This is a genomic window from Klebsiella sp. 28 (genome assembly GCF_018223905.1).
In the GTDB taxonomy this organism is placed as follows: Bacteria; Pseudomonadota; Gammaproteobacteria; order Enterobacterales; family Enterobacteriaceae; genus Klebsiella; species Klebsiella pneumoniae.
Map to the genome: position 1 here is coordinate 36,528 of NZ_JAGRQY010000021.1, position 20,418 is coordinate 56,945.

18 protein-coding genes and 1 other annotated feature (1 of these 19 cut by a window edge) are annotated in these 20,418 nt (G+C 56.6%); of the genes, 6 read left to right on the top strand and 12 right to left on the bottom strand.

Annotation, left to right across the window (positions count from 1 at the left end):
* Positions 1–12: 12 nt before the first annotated feature.
* Complete coding sequence (gene ribF / locus KHQ28_RS03840) at positions 13–951, bottom strand: bifunctional riboflavin kinase/FAD synthetase (protein WP_002887969.1); 939 nt, start codon at positions 949–951, stop codon at positions 13–15.
* Positions 952–1,280: 329 nt separating this feature from the next.
* On the opposite strand from ribF, the gene rpsT reads away from it, so the two are divergent.
* Positions 1,281–1,544 (top strand): 30S ribosomal protein S20, encoded by a 264-nt coding sequence (rpsT, locus tag KHQ28_RS03845; protein WP_002887965.1) that lies wholly within the window; start codon positions 1,281–1,283, stop codon positions 1,542–1,544.
* Positions 1,545–1,663: 119 nt separating this feature from the next.
* Here rpsT and nhaR read toward each other — a convergent pair whose 3' ends face one another.
* From nhaR to dnaK, 4 genes are all read right to left on the bottom strand, one after another.
* The gene (nhaR, locus tag KHQ28_RS03850) at positions 1,664–2,560 is read right to left on the bottom strand and encodes a transcriptional activator NhaR (protein ID WP_002887961.1); all 897 of its coding nucleotides are present in this window, start codon (positions 2,558–2,560) and stop codon (positions 1,664–1,666) included.
* A gap of 54 nt (positions 2,561–2,614) precedes the next feature.
* Positions 2,615–3,790 (bottom strand): Na+/H+ antiporter NhaA, encoded by a 1,176-nt coding sequence (gene nhaA / locus KHQ28_RS03855; RefSeq protein WP_004192071.1) that lies wholly within the window; start codon positions 3,788–3,790, stop codon positions 2,615–2,617.
* Between the two features lie 177 nt (positions 3,791–3,967).
* Positions 3,968–5,101 carry a molecular chaperone DnaJ gene (gene dnaJ / locus KHQ28_RS03860; RefSeq protein ID WP_002887955.1) on the bottom strand — a complete coding sequence of 378 codons (1,134 nt, stop codon included), beginning with the start codon at positions 5,099–5,101 and terminating at the stop codon, positions 3,968–3,970.
* An 87-nt stretch (positions 5,102–5,188) separates the two neighbouring features.
* Positions 5,189–7,105, bottom strand: a complete 1,917-nt coding sequence (dnaK, locus tag KHQ28_RS03865; protein WP_004146997.1) for a molecular chaperone DnaK — start codon at positions 7,103–7,105, stop codon at positions 5,189–5,191.
* A 385-nt stretch (positions 7,106–7,490) separates the two neighbouring features.
* Here dnaK and KHQ28_RS03870 point away from each other — a divergent pair, with 385 nt between their 5' ends.
* From KHQ28_RS03870 to satP, 3 genes are all read left to right on the top strand, one after another.
* Positions 7,491–7,895: a DUF2541 family protein gene (locus tag KHQ28_RS03870; RefSeq protein ID WP_002887909.1), complete on the top strand. Its 405-nt coding sequence runs from the start codon at positions 7,491–7,493 to the stop codon at positions 7,893–7,895.
* A 27-nt stretch (positions 7,896–7,922) separates the two neighbouring features.
* On the top strand, positions 7,923–8,672 hold the full coding sequence (msyB, locus tag KHQ28_RS03875) for an acidic protein MsyB (protein WP_004146011.1): 750 nt from the start codon (positions 7,923–7,925) through the stop codon (positions 8,670–8,672).
* An 88-nt stretch (positions 8,673–8,760) separates the two neighbouring features.
* Positions 8,761–9,327 carry an acetate uptake transporter gene (gene satP / locus KHQ28_RS03880; RefSeq protein WP_002887905.1) on the top strand — a complete coding sequence of 189 codons (567 nt, stop codon included), beginning with the start codon at positions 8,761–8,763 and terminating at the stop codon, positions 9,325–9,327.
* A gap of 62 nt (positions 9,328–9,389) precedes the next feature.
* On the opposite strand, the gene KHQ28_RS03885 is transcribed toward satP, so the two are convergent.
* The 3 genes from KHQ28_RS03885 to tal all read right to left on the bottom strand — a co-directional run bounded on the left by KHQ28_RS03885 (position 9,390) and on the right by tal (position 12,454).
* On the bottom strand, positions 9,390–10,694 hold the full coding sequence (locus KHQ28_RS03885) for an MFS transporter (RefSeq protein ID WP_002887901.1): 1,305 nt from the start codon (positions 10,692–10,694) through the stop codon (positions 9,390–9,392).
* 119 nt (positions 10,695–10,813) lie between these two features.
* Positions 10,814–11,401 carry a molybdopterin adenylyltransferase gene (gene mog / locus KHQ28_RS03890; RefSeq protein WP_002887898.1) on the bottom strand — a complete coding sequence of 196 codons (588 nt, stop codon included), beginning with the start codon at positions 11,399–11,401 and terminating at the stop codon, positions 10,814–10,816.
* Positions 11,402–11,500: 99 nt separating this feature from the next.
* Positions 11,501–12,454 carry a transaldolase gene (tal, locus tag KHQ28_RS03895; RefSeq protein WP_002887897.1) on the bottom strand — a complete coding sequence of 318 codons (954 nt, stop codon included), beginning with the start codon at positions 12,452–12,454 and terminating at the stop codon, positions 11,501–11,503.
* 202 nt (positions 12,455–12,656) lie between these two features.
* Between tal and KHQ28_RS03900 the strand changes: the two genes are divergently transcribed.
* Both KHQ28_RS03900 and yaaA read left to right on the top strand, forming a co-directional pair.
* A complete protein-coding gene (locus tag KHQ28_RS03900) occupies positions 12,657–14,087 on the top strand; it encodes a sodium:alanine symporter family protein (RefSeq protein ID WP_002887871.1) in 1,431 nt (476 codons plus the stop codon).
* Between the two features lie 77 nt (positions 14,088–14,164).
* A complete protein-coding gene (gene yaaA, locus KHQ28_RS03905) occupies positions 14,165–14,938 on the top strand; it encodes a peroxide stress protein YaaA (protein ID WP_004178561.1) in 774 nt (257 codons plus the stop codon).
* Positions 14,939–15,006: 68 nt separating this feature from the next.
* On the opposite strand, the gene KHQ28_RS03910 is transcribed toward yaaA, so the two are convergent.
* From KHQ28_RS03910 to thrA, 4 genes are all read right to left on the bottom strand, one after another.
* Positions 15,007–15,384: a hypothetical protein gene (locus KHQ28_RS03910; protein WP_002887866.1), complete on the bottom strand. Its 378-nt coding sequence runs from the start codon at positions 15,382–15,384 to the stop codon at positions 15,007–15,009.
* Between the two features lie 314 nt (positions 15,385–15,698).
* Entirely contained in the window at positions 15,699–16,979 is a 1,281-nt protein-coding gene (gene thrC, locus KHQ28_RS03915) for a threonine synthase (RefSeq protein ID WP_002887863.1), read from the bottom strand.
* A 3-nt stretch (positions 16,980–16,982) separates the two neighbouring features.
* Positions 16,983–17,912: a homoserine kinase gene (gene thrB / locus KHQ28_RS03920; protein WP_002887853.1), complete on the bottom strand. Its 930-nt coding sequence runs from the start codon at positions 17,910–17,912 to the stop codon at positions 16,983–16,985.
* Between the two features lies 1 nt (position 17,913).
* Complete coding sequence (gene thrA, locus KHQ28_RS03925; protein ID WP_002887848.1) at positions 17,914–20,376, bottom strand: bifunctional aspartate kinase/homoserine dehydrogenase I; 2,463 nt, start codon at positions 20,374–20,376, stop codon at positions 17,914–17,916.
* 25 nt (positions 20,377–20,401) lie between these two features.
* Positions 20,402–20,418 (bottom strand) — a sequence feature (Thr leader region); it runs 101 nt beyond the window's last position.

Genomic DNA, 20,418 nt, shown 5'->3' on the forward strand with positions numbered 1-20,418 from the left:
AACACCAGTGGCTCAGGCCTGGCTGGTCAGCCCAAATAATTCGCGGGCCGTTAACTCATCACGTGCGATTTGCGCCTTCAGCTCGTCCAGCGACGCAAACCGCTGCTCGTTACGTATCTTTTTACGCAGTATTACATTGATATGGCGACCGTAGAGGTCCATTACAACGTCCAACAGATGTACTTCGAGCTGCTGACGCACGCCCGCAACCGTTGGACGGGTGCCAATATTGGCGACGCCCGCTATCGGTTTGTCGCCCAGCCCTGTCACTTCTACCGCATAGACCCCTTTAACCGGGGAAACCTGACGACGCAGCGGTAAGTTCGCCGTCGGAAAACCTATGGTTCGGCCTAGTTCATCACCATGCACGACGCGTCCGGAGATGCTAAACGGATGGCCGAGCAGCGTCTCCGCCAGCAGGAGATCGTCATCGGCCAGCGCCTGGCGTACCGCCGTGCTGCTGATTCGCACCCCGCCTTCGCAGAAGGTTTGGGTACTGGTGACGTCGAAGCCATATTCCGCCCCCGCCTTTTGTAATAACAAGAAATCCCCCTGGCGACCAGCGCCAAAGCGGAAATCGTCACCAACGGCGAGGAACTGCACGCCCAGGCGACGCACCAGCAGTTCACTGATAAAATCCTGCGCGGTTAGCGCGGCGAACCGGCGGTCAAAGCGAACGCACAATACATAGTCAACCCCGCTTTCAGCCAGATAGCCCAGCTTTTCACGCAGGCGGGTCAATCGCGCCGGGGCTTTATCAGCGGCAAAGAGCTCCAGCGGCTGGGGTTCAAAAATCATCACCACGACCGGTAAACCGCGCTGGCGGCCCTCTTCGCGCAACCGCTGCAGCAGCGCCTGATGCCCACGATGCACGCCGTCGAAATTACCAATGGTCAGCACGCACCCGTGCGGGGCCTGACTGAGATTATGTATGCCGCGTATCAGCTTCATGTCTGGCTCAAAACAGTGAAAATCGTCCGAGTATACCTTGTACAACTGTCAACGTTAACCAGCGATTGCACCTCGGCGACGAAAGTTCTCAGGAATTCATTCACTCAGCGCGAGAAAGCGGGAAAACTGGCCGCGCCCGGCGATTTTTATGGTGGAAAAGCTGTATTCGCCTGCAACAAGCTGGTAGAATCTTGCGCCATCACTACGTAATGAAGCGCTGTGGTGTTAAACGGCGCTTATTTGCACAAATCCATTGACAAAAGAAGGCTAAACGGGCATATTCCTCGGCCTTTGAATTGTCCATATAGAACACATTTGGGAGTTGGACCTTGGCTAATATCAAATCAGCTAAGAAGCGCGCCGTTCAGTCTGAAAAGGCTCGCAAGCACAACGCAAGCCGTCGCTCTATGATGCGTACTTTCATCAAGAAAGTATACGCAGCTATCGAAGCTGGCGACAAAGCTGCTGCACAGAAAGCATTTAACGAAATGCAACCGATCGTGGACCGTCAGGCTGCTAAAGGTCTGATCCACAAAAACAAAGCTGCGCGTCATAAAGCAAACCTGACTGCACAGATCAACAAACTGGCTTAATCGCCTGCTTGCTGAACTTTGTTAAAGAAACCCGCGAAAGCGGGTTTTTTTATGCCTATCATCTTCCCCCGGTAGCGCACGCTGGCGCGATCTGAGCCACGCCAGCCCACGCCTTCCGGCTATCGGGGTTCGGTGAACAGCGACGAATAATCGCGATTACAGATACGCTGTACCGCCGGGTGCTGAATCATTCGTTCAGCGAAAATAGCGTGATACTCCTCCATCACGCTATCCATACGGCCAATTTCGACAATCGATTCATCATGGTAGAAATCATGCGCGTAGAGCGTCGGCGCGACAAATATCGCATTATGTGCGGCGCCGAAGGCTTTCATGAGCGCCGCGTCGTCAAACTCGCCGAGGATCTCCACCTTCAGGCCCTGCACGTTAATCCAGTTCAGCAGCTTACGTCCCAGCATCGATCGCCGGCCGGGGATCAGCAGCCGCCGCTCTTCGAGGCAGGCCGGGAACGGCTTCGTCGGCGCCGGATTCATGCACCAGAAGCTGACGCTGCACTCGCCGATCTTCACCGAAAATAGCCCTTCCTGCTGCGTCGAGTCGATCGGGCAGTCAGAGATAATCATGTCGAGCTTATGCTGGCTCAGCTGCTCCAGCAGCAGCTCATGAGTGGATTCAAAACAGCGCAGATGAATCTGCTCGCTCTCAACGACGGCGGCATCCAGCACGCCGCTGACCAGCCGTTTCGAGAGCGCATCGGCCACGCCGACGTCAAACAGCAGGTTCGACTCTTTGCGATAGTTGACGATGTCGAGCATCTCCTGGCTGAGGGTAAACATCCGGTCGGCATAGCGAAAAACCAGCTCCCCCAGCTCGCTCGGCTCAAGCCCCCTTCCCTTTCGCTTAAATAATTTTCCCTGCAGGCGCTCCTCCAGGGCTTTGATCTGCCCGGTAATGGTCTGCGGCGTCAGAAACAGCGCCTCCGCCGCGCCCACGACGGACCCTTCTTTATACACGTGCCAGAAGTAGTACAGATGATTGTAGTTAATATGTGACATGCTTCTCTCCCTGATAATGTCCAGGAGAGCCTGGCGGGCTCTCCTGCAGAAAGGTTATACCGCGAGGCGAGTATCCGTCACGCGCTGACGCAGTATGAGGTAGCCGACGACCGCTGATAGCACTGAGCCGATCAGAATGCCAAGCTTGGCCCAGTTGATCAACGCGGGATCCACGCTGCCAAAGGCCAGGGTGGCGATGAAAATCGACATCGTAAAGCCAATCCCGCACAGGATCCCCACCGCCATAATTTGCTTGCAGGTGGTTCCCTCCGGCAGCGAAGCCCACTTCAGCTTCAGGGCCAGCCAGCAGAACAGGCTAATCCCCAGCGGCTTACCGATAAACAGGCCAGCCATAATGCCCAGCGGCAGGAGCGACGTCAGCCCGGCAAGGGTGACCCCCTGCAGTGAGACCCCCGCGTTCGCGAAGGCAAACAGCGGCAGGATCATAAACGCCACCCACGGGTGCAGGACATGCTCAAGCGCTTTGGCCGGCGACTTGCCATGCTTTTCCTCGAGCGGGATCATAAAGCCGACAATCACCCCGGCAAGGGTCGCGTGAACGCCAGACTTCAGCACCGCCGTCCACAGCACCGCGCCAACCAGAATATAGATCCCGGTACGCCGCACGCCGCTCAGATTCAGGGCCACCAGCACCGCGATCGCCGCCGCCGCCACGCCCAGCGAGAGCATGGACAGGTCGTGGGTATAAAACAGCGCGATAATCACGATAGCCCCGAGGTCATCAATAATCGCCAGTGCCATCAGGAAAATCTTCAGCGCCGTCGGGACCCGGCTACCTAACAGCGCCAGCACGCCGAGGGCAAAGGCAATATCCGTCGCCGCCGGGATCGCCCATCCCTCTCTGGCGACAGGATCCTGGGCGTTAAAGGCCAGGTAGACCAGCGCCGGGACGATCATCCCGCCCAGCGCGGCTATCACCGGGAAGACCGCCTGACGGCGGCTCGCCAGCGAGCCCTGAATCAACTCGCGCTTGACCTCCAGGCCAATCAGCAAAAAGAACACCGCCATCAGGGCATCATTGATCCATAACAGCATGTTCTTGTTGATCTCCAGCGCGCCCACACGCAGCTGTACTGGCGTCTCAAGGAAGGAGTGATACAGACCGCTGGTCACGCTGGTATTGGCCATCACCATCGCCAGCGCGGCGGCGATAATTAAGACAATGCCGCCGGAAGCATCGCTACTAAAGAATCGTTGCAGATGTTTCACTTTTACTTTCATCCTGTTGGTGAATAACTCGATAAAAGCATAATACACATACTGATAACTCGAAAAAATCAGATTTAAGTTGCGCTAATATTCGCTTTTTACGAGTCAAAGGGGAGTTGTAAGGCGAAAAAAAGCCCGGGCAGCAAAGGCTCGGGCCGGATATCAACAAAGGTGGAATTAGCGGGTCAGGTCGTCGAAGAACTTCTTCACGCCGTCAAAGAAGCTTTTCGAACGCGGGCTGTTGTTTTCCCCGGTCGGACCGCCGAAGCTCTCCTGCAGCTCTTTCAGCAGCTGCTTCTGCTTCTCATTCAGCCCCACCGGCGTCTCCACCACTACGCGGCACAGCAGATCGCCCTGCGCGCCGCCGCGAACGGATTTCACGCCTTTTCCACGCATGCGGAACAGCTTGCCGGTCTGGGTTTCACCTGGAATTTTCAGGTTCACGCGGCCGTCGAGCGTTGGGACCTCGATCTCACCGCCCAGCGCCGCCATGGTGAAGTTGATCGGAACTTCGCAGTACAGGTTATTGCCTTCACGCTCAAAGATAGCGTGCTGCTTCACCTGAACCTGAACGTACAGATCGCCTGCCGGCGCGCCATGTTCGCCGGCCTCGCCTTCGCCCGCCAGACGGATCCGGTCACCGGTATCCACGCCCGCCGGAATTTTAACCGACAGGGTTTTGGTTTTTTCTACGCGGCCATGGCCATGACATTTATTGCACGGATCTTTAATTAGCGTACCGCGTCCCTGGCAGTGCGGACAGGTCTGCTGTACCGCAAAAAAGCCCTGGCGCATCTGCACCTGGCCCGCGCCATGACAGGTCGGACAGGTCTGCGGTTTGCTGCCGGCCTTGGCGCCGCTGCCGTGGCAGACGTCGCACTCTTCCAGCGTCGGAATACGGATCTCTTTAGTGACGCCGCGCACCGCTTCTTCCAGCGTCAGCTCCATGTTGTAACGGAGATCGGCGCCGCGTGCCGCGCGCTGACGACCACGTCCGCCGCCAAAGATATCGCCGAAAACATCGCCAAAGATATCGCTGAAGTCGGCACCGCCGCCAAAACCGCCGCCGCCGCCCATGCCGCCCTGTTCGAAGGCCGCGTGGCCGTACTGATCGTAGGCCGCACGCTTCTGGGCATCAGTCAGGATTTCATACGCTTCTTTGATTTCTTTAAATTTGGCTTCAGCCTCTTTATCACCCTGGTTGCGGTCCGGGTGATATTTCATGGCCAGGCGCTTATAAGCCTTTTTGATTTCACGCTCTTCCGCTGTTTTGGAAACGCCTAAAATCTCGTAGTAATCTTGCTTTGCCATCGGTGTTTTTCAGCCCCTTAACATGCGTGCACGGGCGGAGAGGAAACCTCTTCGCCCGTGCCAGTGTTTTACCCGTTCAAAGGGCGATTATTTTTTATCTTTCACTTCTTCGAACTCAGCGTCGACAACATCGTCGTCTTTCGCGTTGCTCGCCTGAGCGTCAGCGGAACCCGCCTGCTGCTGAGCGTGCTGCTGCTGAGCAATTTCCATCAGCTTCTGAGAAGCCTGCGCCAGCGCCTGCATTTTCGCTTCGATATCCGCTTTGTCTTCGCCTTTCAGAGAAGATTCCAGCGCGGTCAGCGCAGACTCAATGGCAGTTTTGTCGTCAGCCGGCAGTTTATCGCCTGCTTCTTCAACCTGCTTACGAGTGCTGTGCAGCAGATGGTCGCCCTGGTTGCGGGTCTGTACCAGCTCTTCGAACTTACGGTCAGATTCGGCGTTAGCTTCTGCTTCGCGAACCATTTTCTGAATTTCTTCTTCATTCAGACCGGAAGACGCTTTGATGGTGATCTTCTGCTCTTTACCGCTGTTTTTGTCTTTCGCGGAGACGTGCAGGATACCGTCAGCATCGATGTCGAAGGTCACTTCGATCTGCGGCATGCCGCGCGGCGCCGGGTTAATACCATCCAGGTTGAACTGACCCAGAGATTTGTTATCAGACGCGCGTTTACGCTCACCCTGCAGCACATGGATGGTTACCGCAGACTGGTTGTCTTCAGCGGTAGAGAACACCTGGCTGTGCTTGGTCGGGATGGTGGTGTTTTTGCTGATAAGCGCAGTCATCACGCCGCCCATGGTTTCGATACCCAGCGACAGCGGGGTTACGTCGAGCAGCAGAACGTCTTTCACATCGCCAGTCAGTACACCGCCCTGAACGGCAGCACCGATCGCCACGGCTTCATCCGGGTTAACGTCTTTACGCGGTTCTTTACCAAAGAACTCGGCCACTTTCTTCTGCACCATCGGCATACGAGTCTGACCACCAACGAGGATCACGTCGTTGATATCGGAAACGGACAGACCGGCATCCTGCAGAGCGACTTTCAGCGGCTCGATGGAACGGTTAACCAGGTCTTCTACCAGGCTTTCCAGTTTCGCGCGAGTCACTTTGATGTTCATGTGTTTCGGACCGGTCGCGTCTGCAGTGATGTACGGCAGGTTAACGTCGGTCTGCTGAGCAGAAGACAGTTCAATCTTCGCTTTCTCAGCGGCTTCTTTCAGGCGCTGCATGGCCAGCGGGTCGTTGCGCAGGTCAATGCCCTGATCTTTCTTGAACTCATCAACGAGGTAGTTGATCAGACGAGTATCGAAGTCTTCGCCGCCCAGGTGGGTATCACCGTTGGTCGCCAGAACTTCAAAGGTTTTTTCGCCATCAACTTCGTCGATTTCGATAATCGAGATATCGAAAGTACCACCACCGAGGTCGTAAACCGCGATAGTACGGTTGCCCACTTCTTTATCCAGACCGTAAGCCAGCGCGGCCGCGGTTGGTTCGTTGATGATACGTTTGACTTCCAGACCGGCGATACGGCCGGCATCTTTGGTTGCCTGACGCTGCGCATCGTTGAAGTAAGCCGGTACGGTGATAACCGCTTCAGTTACCGGTTCACCCAGGTAATCTTCAGCCGTTTTCTTCATTTTCTTCAGCACTTCAGCAGAGATCTGCGGCGGTGCAGTTTTGGTGCCTTTCACATCCAGCCATGCGTCGCCATTGTCTGCGGCAACAATTTTGTATGGCATGATAGAAACGTCACGCTGAACTTCTTCGTCCTGGAAGCGGCGGCCAATCAGGCGTTTAATCGCAAACAGGGTGTTTTGCGGGTTTGTCACTGCCTGACGTTTAGCCGGCTGACCAACCAGAGTTTCACCATCCTGGGTATAGGCAATGATAGAAGGCGTGGTGCGATCGCCTTCGGCGTTCTCCAGCACGCGTGCAGTAGTGCCATCCATAATCGCTACACAAGAGTTGGTAGTACCCAGGTCGATACCAATAATTTTACCCATCTAAACGTCTCCACTAAAAATTCGATCAACATGTGGTTGTGAACCTGTAATAAGGGCGAAACGTGCGGTTTCAACTGCCCAGACATCATTTTTTTTCAGGTTCTTCACTGCGGTTGACTACAAGATGGGGTCGCCCACTCCGGCATCAAGGGGCAAGCATAAAAATTTTTTGCCTCGGATTCGCACAGGGTTACGGATGACTTGCCGAACAAGGTTGTTGGATGGCAAAAACGACGGCGAAATATACATACAAAAAACGGATTAAAATAGGAAATACATTCATAATATCATTGACATAACCCGCAATACTTGCGCGCTAAAAGCCCCGTTTTCGCAGTGATAAACTCCCCCGCCATCGCACTTCGCTTATTCAGGGGACAAATTAATGAAATCGCTATACCGGCTTTCCGTAGGGCTTATCCTCGGCGTGTCATTTATCACCTCGGCGGCCGCTAACGACCATAAAATTCTCGGCGTGATAGCTATGCCGCGCAATGAAACCAACGACCTGACGCTGACGCTTCCCGTCTGCCGGGTGGTCAAACGCATTCAGCTCAGCGCCGACCGCGGCGATGTACAACTCTCCGGGGCGACGGTCTACTTTAAGGCCAGCCGCGGCGCCAGCCACACGCTGAACGTCCCCGCCGGGATCAAAGAGGGCAGCACCACCGGCTGGATCAACATCAATAGCGATAACGACAACAAACGTTGCGTGAAGAAAATCGCCTTCTCCGGCCACACGGTGCACTCCTCAGATATGGCATCACTGAAAATTATCGGCGATGACTAACGTCGCCCCTGCCCGAGAGAAAACGTTATGCATATTAATTACCTGGAGGATGACGATCTCGCCTTTCTGCCTGAGTGCAGCGAGGCGCATCTGGAAGCCTTTACCCGCATTCTGACCCACGGGGAAAATGGCAAACCCCGTCTCTCCAGCACGCTCCTGCGCAACGAGACATTTTTAGCGATGGAGGGGCACCCGGAGCGTTATCGCCGCAACTGGCAGCTAATCGCCGGTGAGCTACAGCATTTTGGCGGCGATAGCATCGCCAACACGCTGCGCCGCCATGGCAAATTTTATCGCGCGATCCTGCTGGATGTATGTAAACGACTGAAAGCGAAGGTCGACAAACAGCTGTCGACGCCGCAGATCGAGCAGCAGTTGCTGGCGCATTTTCTGCAGCACAGCTGGAATAAACTGAACGCGGAGCAAAAAGCGCAGTTTCTCGCCGCGGTGGAGTGCCGGAGCCATGAGCTGGACAGCCTGATGGCTCATCTGCTGAGGCATCGCAAGCTAAGCGAAGGCGTCACTTTGTTGCTGGACGAACGCTTAACCGCCATCCTGCGCACGCACGCCGCGGTGAGCGTCATCGGTCATGGCCTGGTGCGCGGCGCCGGGCTGGGCGGACCGCTCGGCGCCGCGCTGAACAGCGTGAAAGCGGTGAGCGGCAGCGCCTACCGGGTCACCATCCCCGCGGTCCTGCATATTGCCTGTTTACGGCAAATGCTCCAGCCGCCGTCAGACACCGCGGAAATTGGTGAAAAATACCCCGCCAGATCATAGACAGCCCTTCAGCGCCTCATTATTATGCCGCGCCCCGCCGCCAAGTCGCGGGGTAATGCTTCCCTTTTAATGATAATTTTGAGGAATTATGGGCAACACTAAGTTGGCTAATCCGGCACCGCTGGGCCTTATGGGCTTCGGCATGACCACTATTCTGCTTAACCTGGCGAATAGCGGCCTGTTCGCATTCGATGTAGCTATCCTGGCGATGGGGATTTTTTACGGCGGCATTGCGCAAATTTTTGCCGGCCTGCTGGAATACAAAAAAGGCAACACTTTTGGCTTAACCGCTTTTACCTCCTACGGCAGCTTCTGGCTGACGCTGGTGGCGATTCTTCTGATGCCGAAAATGGGCCTGGCAGACGCGCCAAACGCGCACTTCCTCGGTATGTACCTCGGCCTGTGGGGCGTCTTTACTCTGTTTATGTTCTTTGGCACCCTGAAGGCAGCCCGTATGCTGCAGTTTGTCTTCCTGAGCCTGACCGTACTGTTCGCGCTGCTGGCGATTGGCCATTTGGCCGATAACGAAGGCATTGTGAAGGTAGCCGGCTGGGTCGGCCTGATTTGTGGTGCCAGCGCTATTTACCTGGCGATGGGTGAAGTGCTGAACGAACAGTTCGGCCGCACCGTGCTGCCGATCGGCGAACCGCGCTAATCTTCCGCCGCCGTCCGGTCACAGGGCGGCGGCAGGTCATTATCAGCATCAGCTAGCCATCGTTAACGCTGCAGCTCCCCTTCCGGCATCCCCGTCGGCGCCGTCAGCTCCTGACGCAGCCAGATACCTAATCCCAGCCCCATCAGCGACAGGGCCAGCACATACCAGGCCGGCGCCATCGGCGACACCCCCATCAGCATGGTGACCGCAATCGGCGTCAGGCCGCCAAAGATCGCGTACGACAGGTTGTAGGAGAAAGAGATGCCGGTGAAGCGTACTTCCGCCGGGAAGGCCCGCACCATCACATAGGGCACCGCCCCCACCACGCCGACGCAAAGCCCCACCGTACCGTAGAGCAGAAACAGCCGCTGCGGGCTGGCGCCGGCAAGATGGTAAAATGCCCAGCTGGCAACCGCCAGCAGCAGGCTGCCGACGATAAAAGTGCGGCTGGCGCCGAAGCGGTCCGCCGCCAGCCCGGCGAGCAGACAGCCGATGCACAACATAATGGTGGCGATGCTGTTGGCCTGCAGGGTAATGGCCGGCGCAAAACCATAGTGCTTCTGCAGCCAGACCGGCGACATCAGGATCACCACCACCACGCCAGCCGACAGCAGCCAGGTCAGCAGCATAGAGATCACCACCGCCTTCTGGTGCTTGAGCGCCACCGCTTTTACCGGCAGCTCCTGCGCCAGCGCTTTGCGCTGCTGCATCTCAAGAAAAATCGGCGTCTCCTGCAGCCAGCGGCGCAGATACATCGCTATCAGACCAAATACGCCGCCCAGCAGGAAGGGGATCCGCCAGCCGCCGTCGTGGATCCCCTGCGGCGTCAGACTGGTATTGATAAGCGTGGCCACCACCGACCCCAGCAGAATGCCAACCGTCAGGCCGGCCGTCAGCGTGCCGCAGGCGATACCAATGCGTTTTTCCGGGACATGCTCAGCGACAAACACCCAGGCGCCTGGAACTTCACCGCCGATCGCCGCTCCCTGCAGAATACGCATCAGCAGCAATAGCAGCGGGGCGATGATACCTACCGAGCTATAGGTCGGTAACAGACCGATCGCCAGGGTTGGCAGCGCCATCAGCAGGATGCTGAGGGTGAACATTTTCTTGCGCCCCACCAGATCGCCAAAGTGGGCCATGATGATGCCCCCCAGCGGACGCGCCAGGTAACCGGCGGCGAAAATGCCAAAAGTTTGCACCTGGCGCAGCCATTCGGGAATATCCGCAGGGAAGAAGAGCTCGCCGACGACAGCGGCGAAGAAAACGAAAATGATAAAGTCATAAAACTCCAGCGCGCCGCCCAGGGCGGCCAGCGTCAGCGTTTTATAATCCTGGCGGTTGAGCGGTCGGTTTACATATGACATAACGCAATTTCATCCTGAGGTGTGCAGCGTGTTTTATAGTGTGTAAAGTAAAAATCACTATATCGTAAATAAAACGGCACACCATTAGCGATGCAGGTTATATCAAAAATGCATCAAATTCAGGATAAAGTTTCGCGTCTGGCACTCTTGGGACGAAAAGCTTCTACTACACGGCCATCGGTTTCCACATAAGGCCCTTCAAGCAACTGTACACAATAAGGTACACTTGCGAAAATACCGTGCACCAGCACGTTGCCGTCAGCATCTTTCACCCCTTCCAGAGTCTCCTGAATTGCTTTCGGTTGCCCGGGAAGGTTGAGGATCAGCGCCTGCTTGCGGATCACACCGACCTGCCGGGAAAGGATAGCCGTCGGCACAAAGTGTAGGCTAACCTGGCGCATTTGCTCGCCGAAGCCCGGCATCTCGCGATCGGCGATCGCCAGCGTTGCGTCGGGCGTCACATCGCGACGCGCAGGGCCGGTTCCGCCGGTGGTCAGCACCAGATGGCACCCCATTTCGTCAACCAGTTCGCACAGCGTTTGCTCAATGATGGCCTGCTCATCCGGAATCAGACGGGTTTGCAGCTCGAAAGGGGTGGTCAGGGCACGTGCCAGCCACTCTTCCAGTGCCGGGATGCCTTTGTCCTGATAGACGCCGCTGGAGGCGCGATCGGAAATGGAAACTAAGCCGATTCGTAAGGTATTCATGGTTATTCCGTTCAAACTGTGGCGTTAAACGAAATGATACACTGCCGGAGGCGGGACAGACAGTGTAATGTGGCCGACGGGCGTCGGCCACCTGCGGGATTACAGCAGTTCGTCGATCATTTTTTCCAGTTTTTCCTGGTCGATCGCAAACTTACGGATACCTTCCGCCAGTTTGTCTACCGCCATCGGATCCTGGTTATGCTGCCACAGGAACTCAGATTCGGTAATACGCTCCGGACGCGCTTTCACTTCACCGGTATATACCAGCTTACGCTCAACGGCGCCTTCGCTTTCGGACAGCTCTTTCAGCAGCGCCGGGGCGATGGTCAGGCGGTCACAGCCAGCCAGTTCCAGAATTTCGCCAACGTTACGGAAGCTTGCGCCCATCACGACGGTTTCATAGCCGTGCTGCTTGTAATACTCGTAGATTTCGCTGACGGAAACTACGCCCGGATCTTCTGCCGGTGCGTACTCTTTCTTGTCGGTGTTGGCTTTGTACCAGTCGAGGATACGGCCAACGAACGGCGAAATCAGGAAGACGCCCGCTTCGGCGCAAGCGCGAGCCTGAGCGAAGGAGAACAGCAGCGTCAGGTTACAGTTAATGCCTTCTTTTTCCAGCTGTTCAGCGGCGCGAATGCCCTGCCAGGTGGAGGCCAGTTTGATCAGAATGCGATCGTTGCTGATGCCCGCGTCGTTGTACAGCTTGATGATGCGCTTGGCTTTCGCGATAGACGCTTCGGTGTCATAGGAGAGACGTGCGTCCACTTCGGTGGAGATACGGCCCGGGATCAGTTTCAGAATTTCGAGACCGATGTTCACCGCCAGCTTATCGGAAGCATCGAGGATCTGCTGCGCGCGATCGCTGCTCTGGCTACGAGCCCAGGCGACAGCGTCGTCAATCAGCTTACGGTACTCAGGGATCTGAGCCGCGCCGAGAATCAGGGAAGGGTTAGTGGTGGCATCCTGAGGCTGATACAGCTTCATTGCCGCAATATCTCCGGTGTCAGCGACGACAGTGGTGTACTGACGCAGAGAAGTTAATTTATCCGTCATGATATATTTCTCTTAAACAGCAGTTAAGGGGATGTAACCGGTCTGCCCAGATGATAACACGCTGCCGGATCAGCGCAACCGCCGACGAGAGAAGAGCGCAGAGTGTGATAAACTATGCAGATTAATTTGCTGAAAGCGAAAGGATTGTCACTTAATTGGTAACGCTTACACTGGCGTGCCGGCATGGACAAGAGGATGTTTAATGCCTGATTTTCTCTCATTTATCAATGAAATACTCTGGGGCTCAGTGATGATTTATCTGCTACTGGGCGCCGGTATCTGGTTTAGCTGGCAAACCCGGGGTATTCAGTTTCGTTATGTGCGCAAATTCGGCCGCAGTCTAAAAAAAAGCCTGCACCCGCAGCCGGGTGGTTTAACGTCCTTTCAGGCGCTCTGTACCAGCCTTGCCGCCCGGGTCGGCAGCGGCAATCTTGCCGGGGTGACGCTGGCGATCGCCGCCGGTGGGCCCGGCGCCGTATTCTGGATGTGGGTTTCCGCCCTGCTCGGCATGGCCAGCAGCTTTGCTGAATGTTCCCTTGCTCAGCTGTATAAAGAACGCGATAGCCGCGGACAGTTTCGCGGCGGCCCGGCCTGGTACATGGCGCGCGGGCTCGGCATGCGTTGGATGGGCGTCCTGTTTTCGATCCTCCTCCTGCTGGCCTATGGTTTTATCTTCAATACCGTGCAGGCTAACTCCGTGGCCCATGCCTTGCGCTATGCGTTCGATCTGCCGGCGGCGGTCAGCGGCGGCGTGCTGGCCGTTGTCGTTTTGCTGGCGATCCTCCGTGGTTTACGCGGCGTGGCGCGTCTGATGCAATGGATCGTTCCCTTTATGGCGCTGTTGTGGATCGCCACCAGCCTGCTCATCGGCCTGTGGCACATCACCGCCCTGCCGACGATTTTCGCCACCATCTTTCGCTGCGCCTTCGGCTGGCAGGAGGCCGCCGCCGGCGCGGTGGGCTACACCATCAGCCAGGCGCTGACCAGCGGCTTCCAGCGCGGCATGTTCTCCAATGAAGCAGGGATGGGCTCTTCGCCTAACGCCGCCGCGGCCGCCGCCTCCTGGCCGCCGCACCCGGCGGCGCAGGGGATCGTGCAGATGATTGGCGTGTTTATCGATACTATCGTGATCTGTACCGCCAGCGCGATTATCGTCATGCTGGCGCCGCGGCCCGACAATGAATATACGCTCAACGGTATTCAGGACTTGCAACACGCGATGAGCGTGCTGGTCGGCGGCTGGGGAGCGGGTTTTATCGCCCTCATCGTGCTGCTGTTCGCCTTTAGCTCTATCGTAGCCAACTACGTGTACGCGGAAAATAATCTGGTCTTCCTGCGCCTGGATAAGCCACGCTATATCTGGGGGCTGCGAATACTCACCGTCCTGATGGTGCTGTTGGGGACCATGGTTAGCCTGCCTGTCGTCTGGCAGAGCGCGGATATCATCATGGCGCTGATGGCGATGACCAACCTGACGGCCATTCTGTTGCTCTCCCCGACGGTGCGGATTATCGCCAGCGATTATCTGCGTCAGCGGCGGCTGGGTATCCAGCCGACTTTCGATGCCACTCGTTACCCGGATATTGACCAACAGCTGGCCCCGGGCGCCTGGAATGAATTGCCGCGCGAATAGCGCGGCAATTGCAGCTATCGATCCCACCATGCACTTTTTTTGTTAAAATTCGTCGAAATTACCTGCAAGGACTGGATATGCTGATTCTGATTTCACCTGCTAAAACGCTCGATTATCAAAGCCCGCTGGCAACGACTCGCTATACCCAGCCCGAACTCCTCGAGTATTCTCAGCAGCTTATCGGCATCGCCCGTAAGCTGACCGCGCCGCAAATCGGCAAGCTGATGAGCATTAGCGACAAGCTGGCGGATCTAAACGCCACCCGCTTCCACGACTGGCACCCTGACTTTACGCCGCAAAATGCCCGCCAGGCGATCCTCGCCTTTAAAGGCGATGTCTACACTGGCCTGCAGGCAGAGACACTCACCGAGGACGACTTTGACTTCGCCCAGCAGCATCTGCGCATGCTCTCCGGACTGTATGGCGTGCTGCGCCCGTTAGACCTGATGCAGCCCTACCGCCTGGAGATGGGGATCCGTCTGGAAAATCCGCGCGGCAAAGATCTGTACCAGTTCTGGGGGGATACCATTACCGAGAAGCTGAATCAGGCGCTGCGCGACCAGGGCGACGATATCGTCATCAACCTGGCTTCCGATGAATATTTTAAATCGGTGAAAACGCCAAAATTGCAGGGTCAGCTGATCAAGCCGGTATTCCTCGATGAGAAGAACGGCAAATTCAAAGTGATCAGTTTTTATGCGAAGAAAGCCCGCGGCCTGATGAGTCGCTACATTATTGAAAACCGCTTAACCCAGCCGGAGCAGCTCAAAGCCTTTAATAGCGAAGGCTATTTCTTTGATGCGGATGCCTCAGAGAAAGGCGAACTGGTGTTTAAACGCCACGAGCAGTAACACGTTACGGTAATAAAAAAGGGGAGTTATTCCCCTTTTCAATATAATTAAGCAGATTATTACTTATTTTAACGCACCCAGTTTTCCACCACGCCTTTTTCATCGAAGAAAATCATCAGCGAGTTCGAATCTTTTTGGCTGGACTTATCGACCGCATCGGCAGCTTGCGATGCCCCGGTTACCGGGATCATGGAACCCGCGAGGCTGACCAGGTTGATCCCTTTATCTACTGAATAATACCAGCTCTCTTTACCCGACGCCGTCACCGTCGTATGACCAGAATCCGGGGCACCAAAATACTGACGAACCTCGGCCTTGGTGGTTTTTCCGACAATGAGATGTTGTTTCAGATAGGCTGGCGTTAATTTATCTTCATTACCGCCAATCGTTGTCCCGGAGCAGCCTGTTAAAGCGAACACCACCAAAAAAAGAGATAAAATACGCATGTTTCCTCCTTGAAAACCTTGTGCATTAACAATGCATCTATAACAAATGATATCTATAGCTGCTTCATAATAAAATCAGCAGCATAAATATAAGCAGCATGAAATAATAAATAAAAAAGATAATCCAGTGGAATTATCCGGCAAAGAGGACAATCCGTAAAAGAGTTTGCAATAAAAGCAGTGCGCTGACAATAAAATAGTGTGGGGAATTTTATGGAGAGAAATTTTACTGATATGGAAAAGTGCGTTAAATATAAAAACCGGGCAATAGCTGCCCGGTTTGGTCGATCATGTTGCCGATATTATTGCCTGGCTTAGCCCATCATCAGCTTACGCAGCGCGGCGAAATCCGCCGGCAGGTTGTGAGACAGCAGCGGCAGGTCGGCGCGGTCGGCCAGCTCCTTCGGCAGCGGCAGAGTCTCCTGCAGGATCTCCTCCACGCTCTCTTTGAACTTCGCCGGATGGGCGGTGCCGAGGAACAGGCCGTACTCTCCCGGCTGCAGCTGATCGCGCAGCGCGCGCCAGGCAATCGCCGCATGCGGTTCAGAGATGTAGCCGATGGCCTTCAGCTCGCGCATCGCTGCTTTGGTGGTCTCATCATCGACCGCGGCATAGCCCAGCTCGCTGAGACGCCAGATTTTACGGCGGAACAGCTCTTCAACGCGCGGCCAGTTGTTCGGCTGGCTGACGTCCATGGCGTTGGACAGCGTCGCCTGGGTGGCTTTTGGCGCCCACTCGCCGCCCTGCAGATAGCGCGGAACGGTGTCGTTGGCGTTGGTGGCGGCGATAAAGCGCTTGATCGGCAGCCCCAGCGACTTGGCCAGCAGACCGGCGGTCAGATCGCCGAAGTTGCCGCTCGGCACGGAAATCACCAGCTGATTGCGGGCTTCCTGCGGCAGCTGCGCCGCCGCTTCGAAGTAGTAACAGATCTGCGCCAGCAGGCGGCTGATGTTGATGGAGTTAGCCGAGTTGAGACCCAGCGTCGCCTTCAGCTCTTCATCGTCAAACGCCTGCTTCACCAGCGCCTGGCAGGCATCAAAGTCGCCATCAATCGCCACGGTTTCAATATTGCCGCCGAGGGTACAGAACAGCTTCTCCTGCAGGGGACTGATCTTGCCGCGCGGATAGAGGATCACTACCTTGACGTTCGGCAGGCCGTAGAAAGCATGCGCCACCGCCGCCCCGGTGTCGCCAGAGGTCGCGGTGAGGATGGTGACCGGCTTATCGCCTGCGATGTGGGTCAGCATCTGTGCCATAAAGCGGCCGCCGAAATCCTTGAACGCCAGCGTAGGGCCATGGAACAGCTCCAGACAGCCGACATCTTCCTGAACCTTGCTTACGGGCGCCGGAAACGCAAACGCCGCGCGCACCCGCTGCTGCAGGACATCCTGCGGGATCTCATCGCCGATAAAGGCGGATAAAATTTTGGCGCTACGGGTGACAAAGTCCTGCGCCAGCATGTCGTCAATTTCAGTCAGGCTGAATTCCGGCAGATCGTGCGGAAAGAACAGGCCCTGATGCTTGCCAAGTCCCTGGGTGACGGCCTGCGCAAAGCTGACCTGCTCGTTATGATCTTTTAAGTTATACAGTTTCATTGGTTATCCCACTACGCGTGCGCCCGCCGTGTCCAGCCGGCAAATATGAACAAAGCCTTCCTGATTCTGCAGATAGTGCGCGCCAAGCCAGTCGGCGACGCGCTGTGCGGTATCCGGTTTATCACACAACGCGAACAGCGTTGGGCCAGAGCCGGAGATGCCGCAAGCCTGGGCGCCCATTTCCATGGCCGCCTGACGCGCTTCGCTAAAGCCCGGCAGCAGTTTGGTTCGGTACGGTTCGGCAATCACATCTTTCATCAATTTTGCCGCCAGCTGCGGCTGGCGGGTGTAGCAGGCGTGAATAAAGCCCGCGAGGTGGCGACCATGGGCGATACAATCCTGGCGGCGATACTGCGCCGGCAGAATCGCCCGCGCTTCAGCAGTAGAGACTTTAATCCCCGGATAGGCCAGCACCCACAGCCACTCATCAAACCCGGGCACCTGCTGACTGATAATCCCATTCTCTTCGATCATCAACTGCATGCCGCCAAGATAGCACGGCGCCACGTTGTCGTAGTGAATGCTGCCGGAGATACGCCCTTCCATCTCTCCCATCAGCGCCAGCATGCGCGTCTCGTTCAGCGGCTTGCCGCAGAACTCGTTCATGGCCACCAGCGCAGCGACCACCGAGCAGGCGCTGGAACCCAGCCCGGAGCCAATCGGCATGTTTTTTTCCAGCGTCATCGCCACCGGCACCGTCTTGCCGATCTCCCGGCAAAAGCTTTCCCAGCACTGGTAAACAATGTTCTCCTGCGGCGCCGTCGGCAGTTTGCTGGCGAAGCGTCCAAGATTCTGCAGGCTAAATTGCTCCGCCGCTTCGACAGTGACGTTGTCGCCAAGCAGCGTGCCATCGACCGGCGTGACCGCCGCGCCCAACACATCAAACCCGACGCTCATATTGGCACTGGAAGCCGGGGCATATACTTTGACCATCTTAAACTCCTAACTTCCAGGACAGGGTGCGCAGCAGGTCGGCGAATACGCCGGCCGCCGTGACGTCGTTCCCGGCGCCATAGCCGCGCAGCACCAGCGGCAATGGCTGATAATAATGGCTATAAAAAGCCAGCGCGTTCTCACCATTCTTAACTTTGAACAGCGGATCGTTGCCGTCAACCGCGGCTATTTTTACCCGGCAGGTACCATCCTCTTCGATGTTACCGACGTAGCGCAAGACTTTACCTTCATCGCGCGCCTTAGCAACCCGCGAGGCAAAACCATCGTCCAGCGACGGCAGGCGGGCCATAAAGGTCTCGACATCGCCGCTGGCGTCGAAGTCCGGCGGCAGCGCCGACTCGACGATAATGTCCGCCAGCTCCAGTTCACGCCCGGTCTCACGGGCCAGAATCAGCAGTTTACGCGCCACATCCACCCCGGATAAATCGTCGCGCGGATCCGGCTCGGTATACCCCATCTCACGGGCCATCGCCGTCGCCGCGGAGAAACTCACCCCCTCGTCCAGCTTGCCGAAGATAAACGACAGGGAGCCGGACAGGATCCCGGAGAAATGGCGCAGCTCATCGCCGGCGTTGAGCAGGTTCTGCAGGTTCTCAATCACCGGCAGGCCCGCGCCAACGTTAGTGTCATAGAGGAACTTACGCCGCGAGCTGCTGGCCGCATGGCGCAGCTGGTGATAGTAATCCAGCGAAGAGGTATTGGCCTTTTTGTTCGGCGTCACCACATGGAAACCTTCGCGCAGGAAGTCGGCATACTGATCGGCGACCGCCTGGCTGGAGGTACAGTCGACGATCACCGGATTGAGCAGGTGGTACTCTTTCACCAGGCGGATCAGGCGGCCAAGATTAAACGGCTCTTTCGCCTCCGCCAGTTCCGCACTCCAGTTTTCCAGATTCAGGCCATGCACGCTGGTCAGCAGCGCCTGAGAATTGGCTACACCGCAGACGCGCAGATCGATATGTTTGTTCTTCAGCCACCCCTGCTGGCGCTTGATCTGCTCTAGCAGCGCGCCGCCGACGCCGCCGACGCCGATGACAAACACTTCAATCACCTGGTCGGTGTTGAACAGCATCTGATGGGTCACGCGCACGCCGGTGGTGGCGTCGTCATTGCTGACCACTACCGAAATTGAGCGCTCGGAAGAGCCCTGGGCAATCGCCACGATATTGATATTGGCGCGGGCCAGCGCCGCAAAGAATTTCGCCGAGATACCGCGCAGGGTACGCATTCCGTCGCCCACCACGGAGATGATCGCCAGACGCTCCATAATCGCCAGCGGCTCCAGCAGCCCCTCTTTCAGCTCCAGATAAAACTCATCTTCCATCGCCCGTTTGGCACGTGCGCAGTCGCTCTGCGGCACGCAGAAACTGATGCTGTACTCCGAAGAAGATTGAGTGATCAACACCACCGAGATGCCGGCGCGGGACATGGTGGCGAAGACGCGGGCCGCCATGCCGACCATCCCTTTCATCCCCGGCCCGGAGACGTTGAACATCGCCATGTTGTTGAGGTTAGAGATGCCTTTCACCGGCAAATCGTCCTCGTCGCGGCTGGCGCCGATAAGCGTTCCCGGCGCCTGCGGGTTGCCGGTATTTTTAATCAGGCATGGGATTTGGAACTGGGCGATAGGGGCAATGGTGCGCGGGTGCAGCACTTTCGCGCCAAAGTAGGAGAGCTCCATCGCCTCCTGATAAGACATCGATTTCAGCAGGCGCGCATCCGGCACCTGACGCGGATCGCAGGTGTACACTCCGTCGACATCGGTCCAGATTTCGCAGCAGTCAGCGCGCAGGCAGGCGGCCAGTACCGCAGCCGAGTAGTCGGAGCCGTTACGCCCCAGCACCACCAGCTCGCCTTTCTCATTGCCGGCGGTAAACCCGGCCATCAGGATCATATGGTCTGCCGGGATCTGGCTGGCGGCAATGCGGCGGGTGGATTCGGCGATATCGACGGTGGATTCCAGATAGTGGCCCACGGCAAGCAGTTTTTCGACCGGGTTAATGACACTGACTTTATGTCCACGAGCTTCCAGCAGACCCGCCATGATGGCGATGGAGAGCTTTTCGCCGCGGCAGATCAGCGCGGCATTGACGCTGTCCGGGCACTGACCCAGCAGGCTGATGCCGTGCAGAACATGCTTAATCTGAGCAAATTCCTGCTCCACGAAGGCTTTTAACTGGGCAAGCGGGAAAGCGGGCTGGGCGTCGGCAAGGCCCTGAAGAAGTTCGGCAAAAATGCGTTCGGCGTCGGCAATATTGGGGAGGGCATCCTGGCCGCCAATGGTCTTTTCAATCATCGCTACCAGGTGGTTAGTGATCTTCGCCGGGGCAGACAGGACCGTCGCTACCTGCCCCTGCCTGGCATTACTCTCCAGAATATCGGCAACCCGCAGAAACCGTTCCGCATTTGCCACTGATGTACCGCCGAACTTCAACACTCGCATGGTTCTTACCCCTTGATCTCTTGTCAAAAAAAAAGCCCGCAC

Excerpts from the sequence above, each read along its gene's own strand:
- thrB (WP_002887853.1), bottom strand. The coding sequence starts at position 17,912 with ATGGTCAAAGTATATGCCCCGGCTTCCAGTGCCAATATGAGCGTCGGG.
- tal (WP_002887897.1), bottom strand. The coding sequence starts at position 12,454 with ATGACGGATAAATTAACTTCTCTGCGTCAGTACACCACTGTCGTCGCT.
- ribF (WP_002887969.1), bottom strand. The coding sequence starts at position 951 with ATGAAGCTGATACGCGGCATACATAATCTCAGTCAGGCCCCGCACGGG.
- dnaJ (WP_002887955.1), bottom strand. The coding sequence starts at position 5,101 with ATGGCAAAGCAAGATTACTACGAGATTTTAGGCGTTTCCAAAACAGCG.
- nhaR (WP_002887961.1), bottom strand. The coding sequence starts at position 2,560 with ATGTCACATATTAACTACAATCATCTGTACTACTTCTGGCACGTGTAT.
- thrC (WP_002887863.1), bottom strand. The coding sequence starts at position 16,979 with ATGAAACTGTATAACTTAAAAGATCATAACGAGCAGGTCAGCTTTGCG.
- KHQ28_RS03885 (WP_002887901.1), bottom strand. The coding sequence starts at position 10,694 with ATGTCATATGTAAACCGACCGCTCAACCGCCAGGATTATAAAACGCTG.
- mog (WP_002887898.1), bottom strand. The coding sequence starts at position 11,401 with ATGAATACCTTACGAATCGGCTTAGTTTCCATTTCCGATCGCGCCTCC.
- satP (WP_002887905.1), top strand. The coding sequence starts at position 8,761 with ATGGGCAACACTAAGTTGGCTAATCCGGCACCGCTGGGCCTTATGGGC.
- msyB (WP_004146011.1), top strand. The coding sequence starts at position 7,923 with ATGCATATTAATTACCTGGAGGATGACGATCTCGCCTTTCTGCCTGAG.
- KHQ28_RS03910 (WP_002887866.1), bottom strand. The coding sequence starts at position 15,384 with ATGCGTATTTTATCTCTTTTTTTGGTGGTGTTCGCTTTAACAGGCTGC.
- yaaA (WP_004178561.1), top strand. The coding sequence starts at position 14,165 with ATGCTGATTCTGATTTCACCTGCTAAAACGCTCGATTATCAAAGCCCG.
- dnaK (WP_004146997.1), bottom strand. The coding sequence starts at position 7,105 with ATGGGTAAAATTATTGGTATCGACCTGGGTACTACCAACTCTTGTGTA.
- thrA (WP_002887848.1), bottom strand. The coding sequence starts at position 20,376 with ATGCGAGTGTTGAAGTTCGGCGGTACATCAGTGGCAAATGCGGAACGG.
- KHQ28_RS03870 (WP_002887909.1), top strand. The coding sequence starts at position 7,491 with ATGAAATCGCTATACCGGCTTTCCGTAGGGCTTATCCTCGGCGTGTCA.
- KHQ28_RS03900 (WP_002887871.1), top strand. The coding sequence starts at position 12,657 with ATGCCTGATTTTCTCTCATTTATCAATGAAATACTCTGGGGCTCAGTG.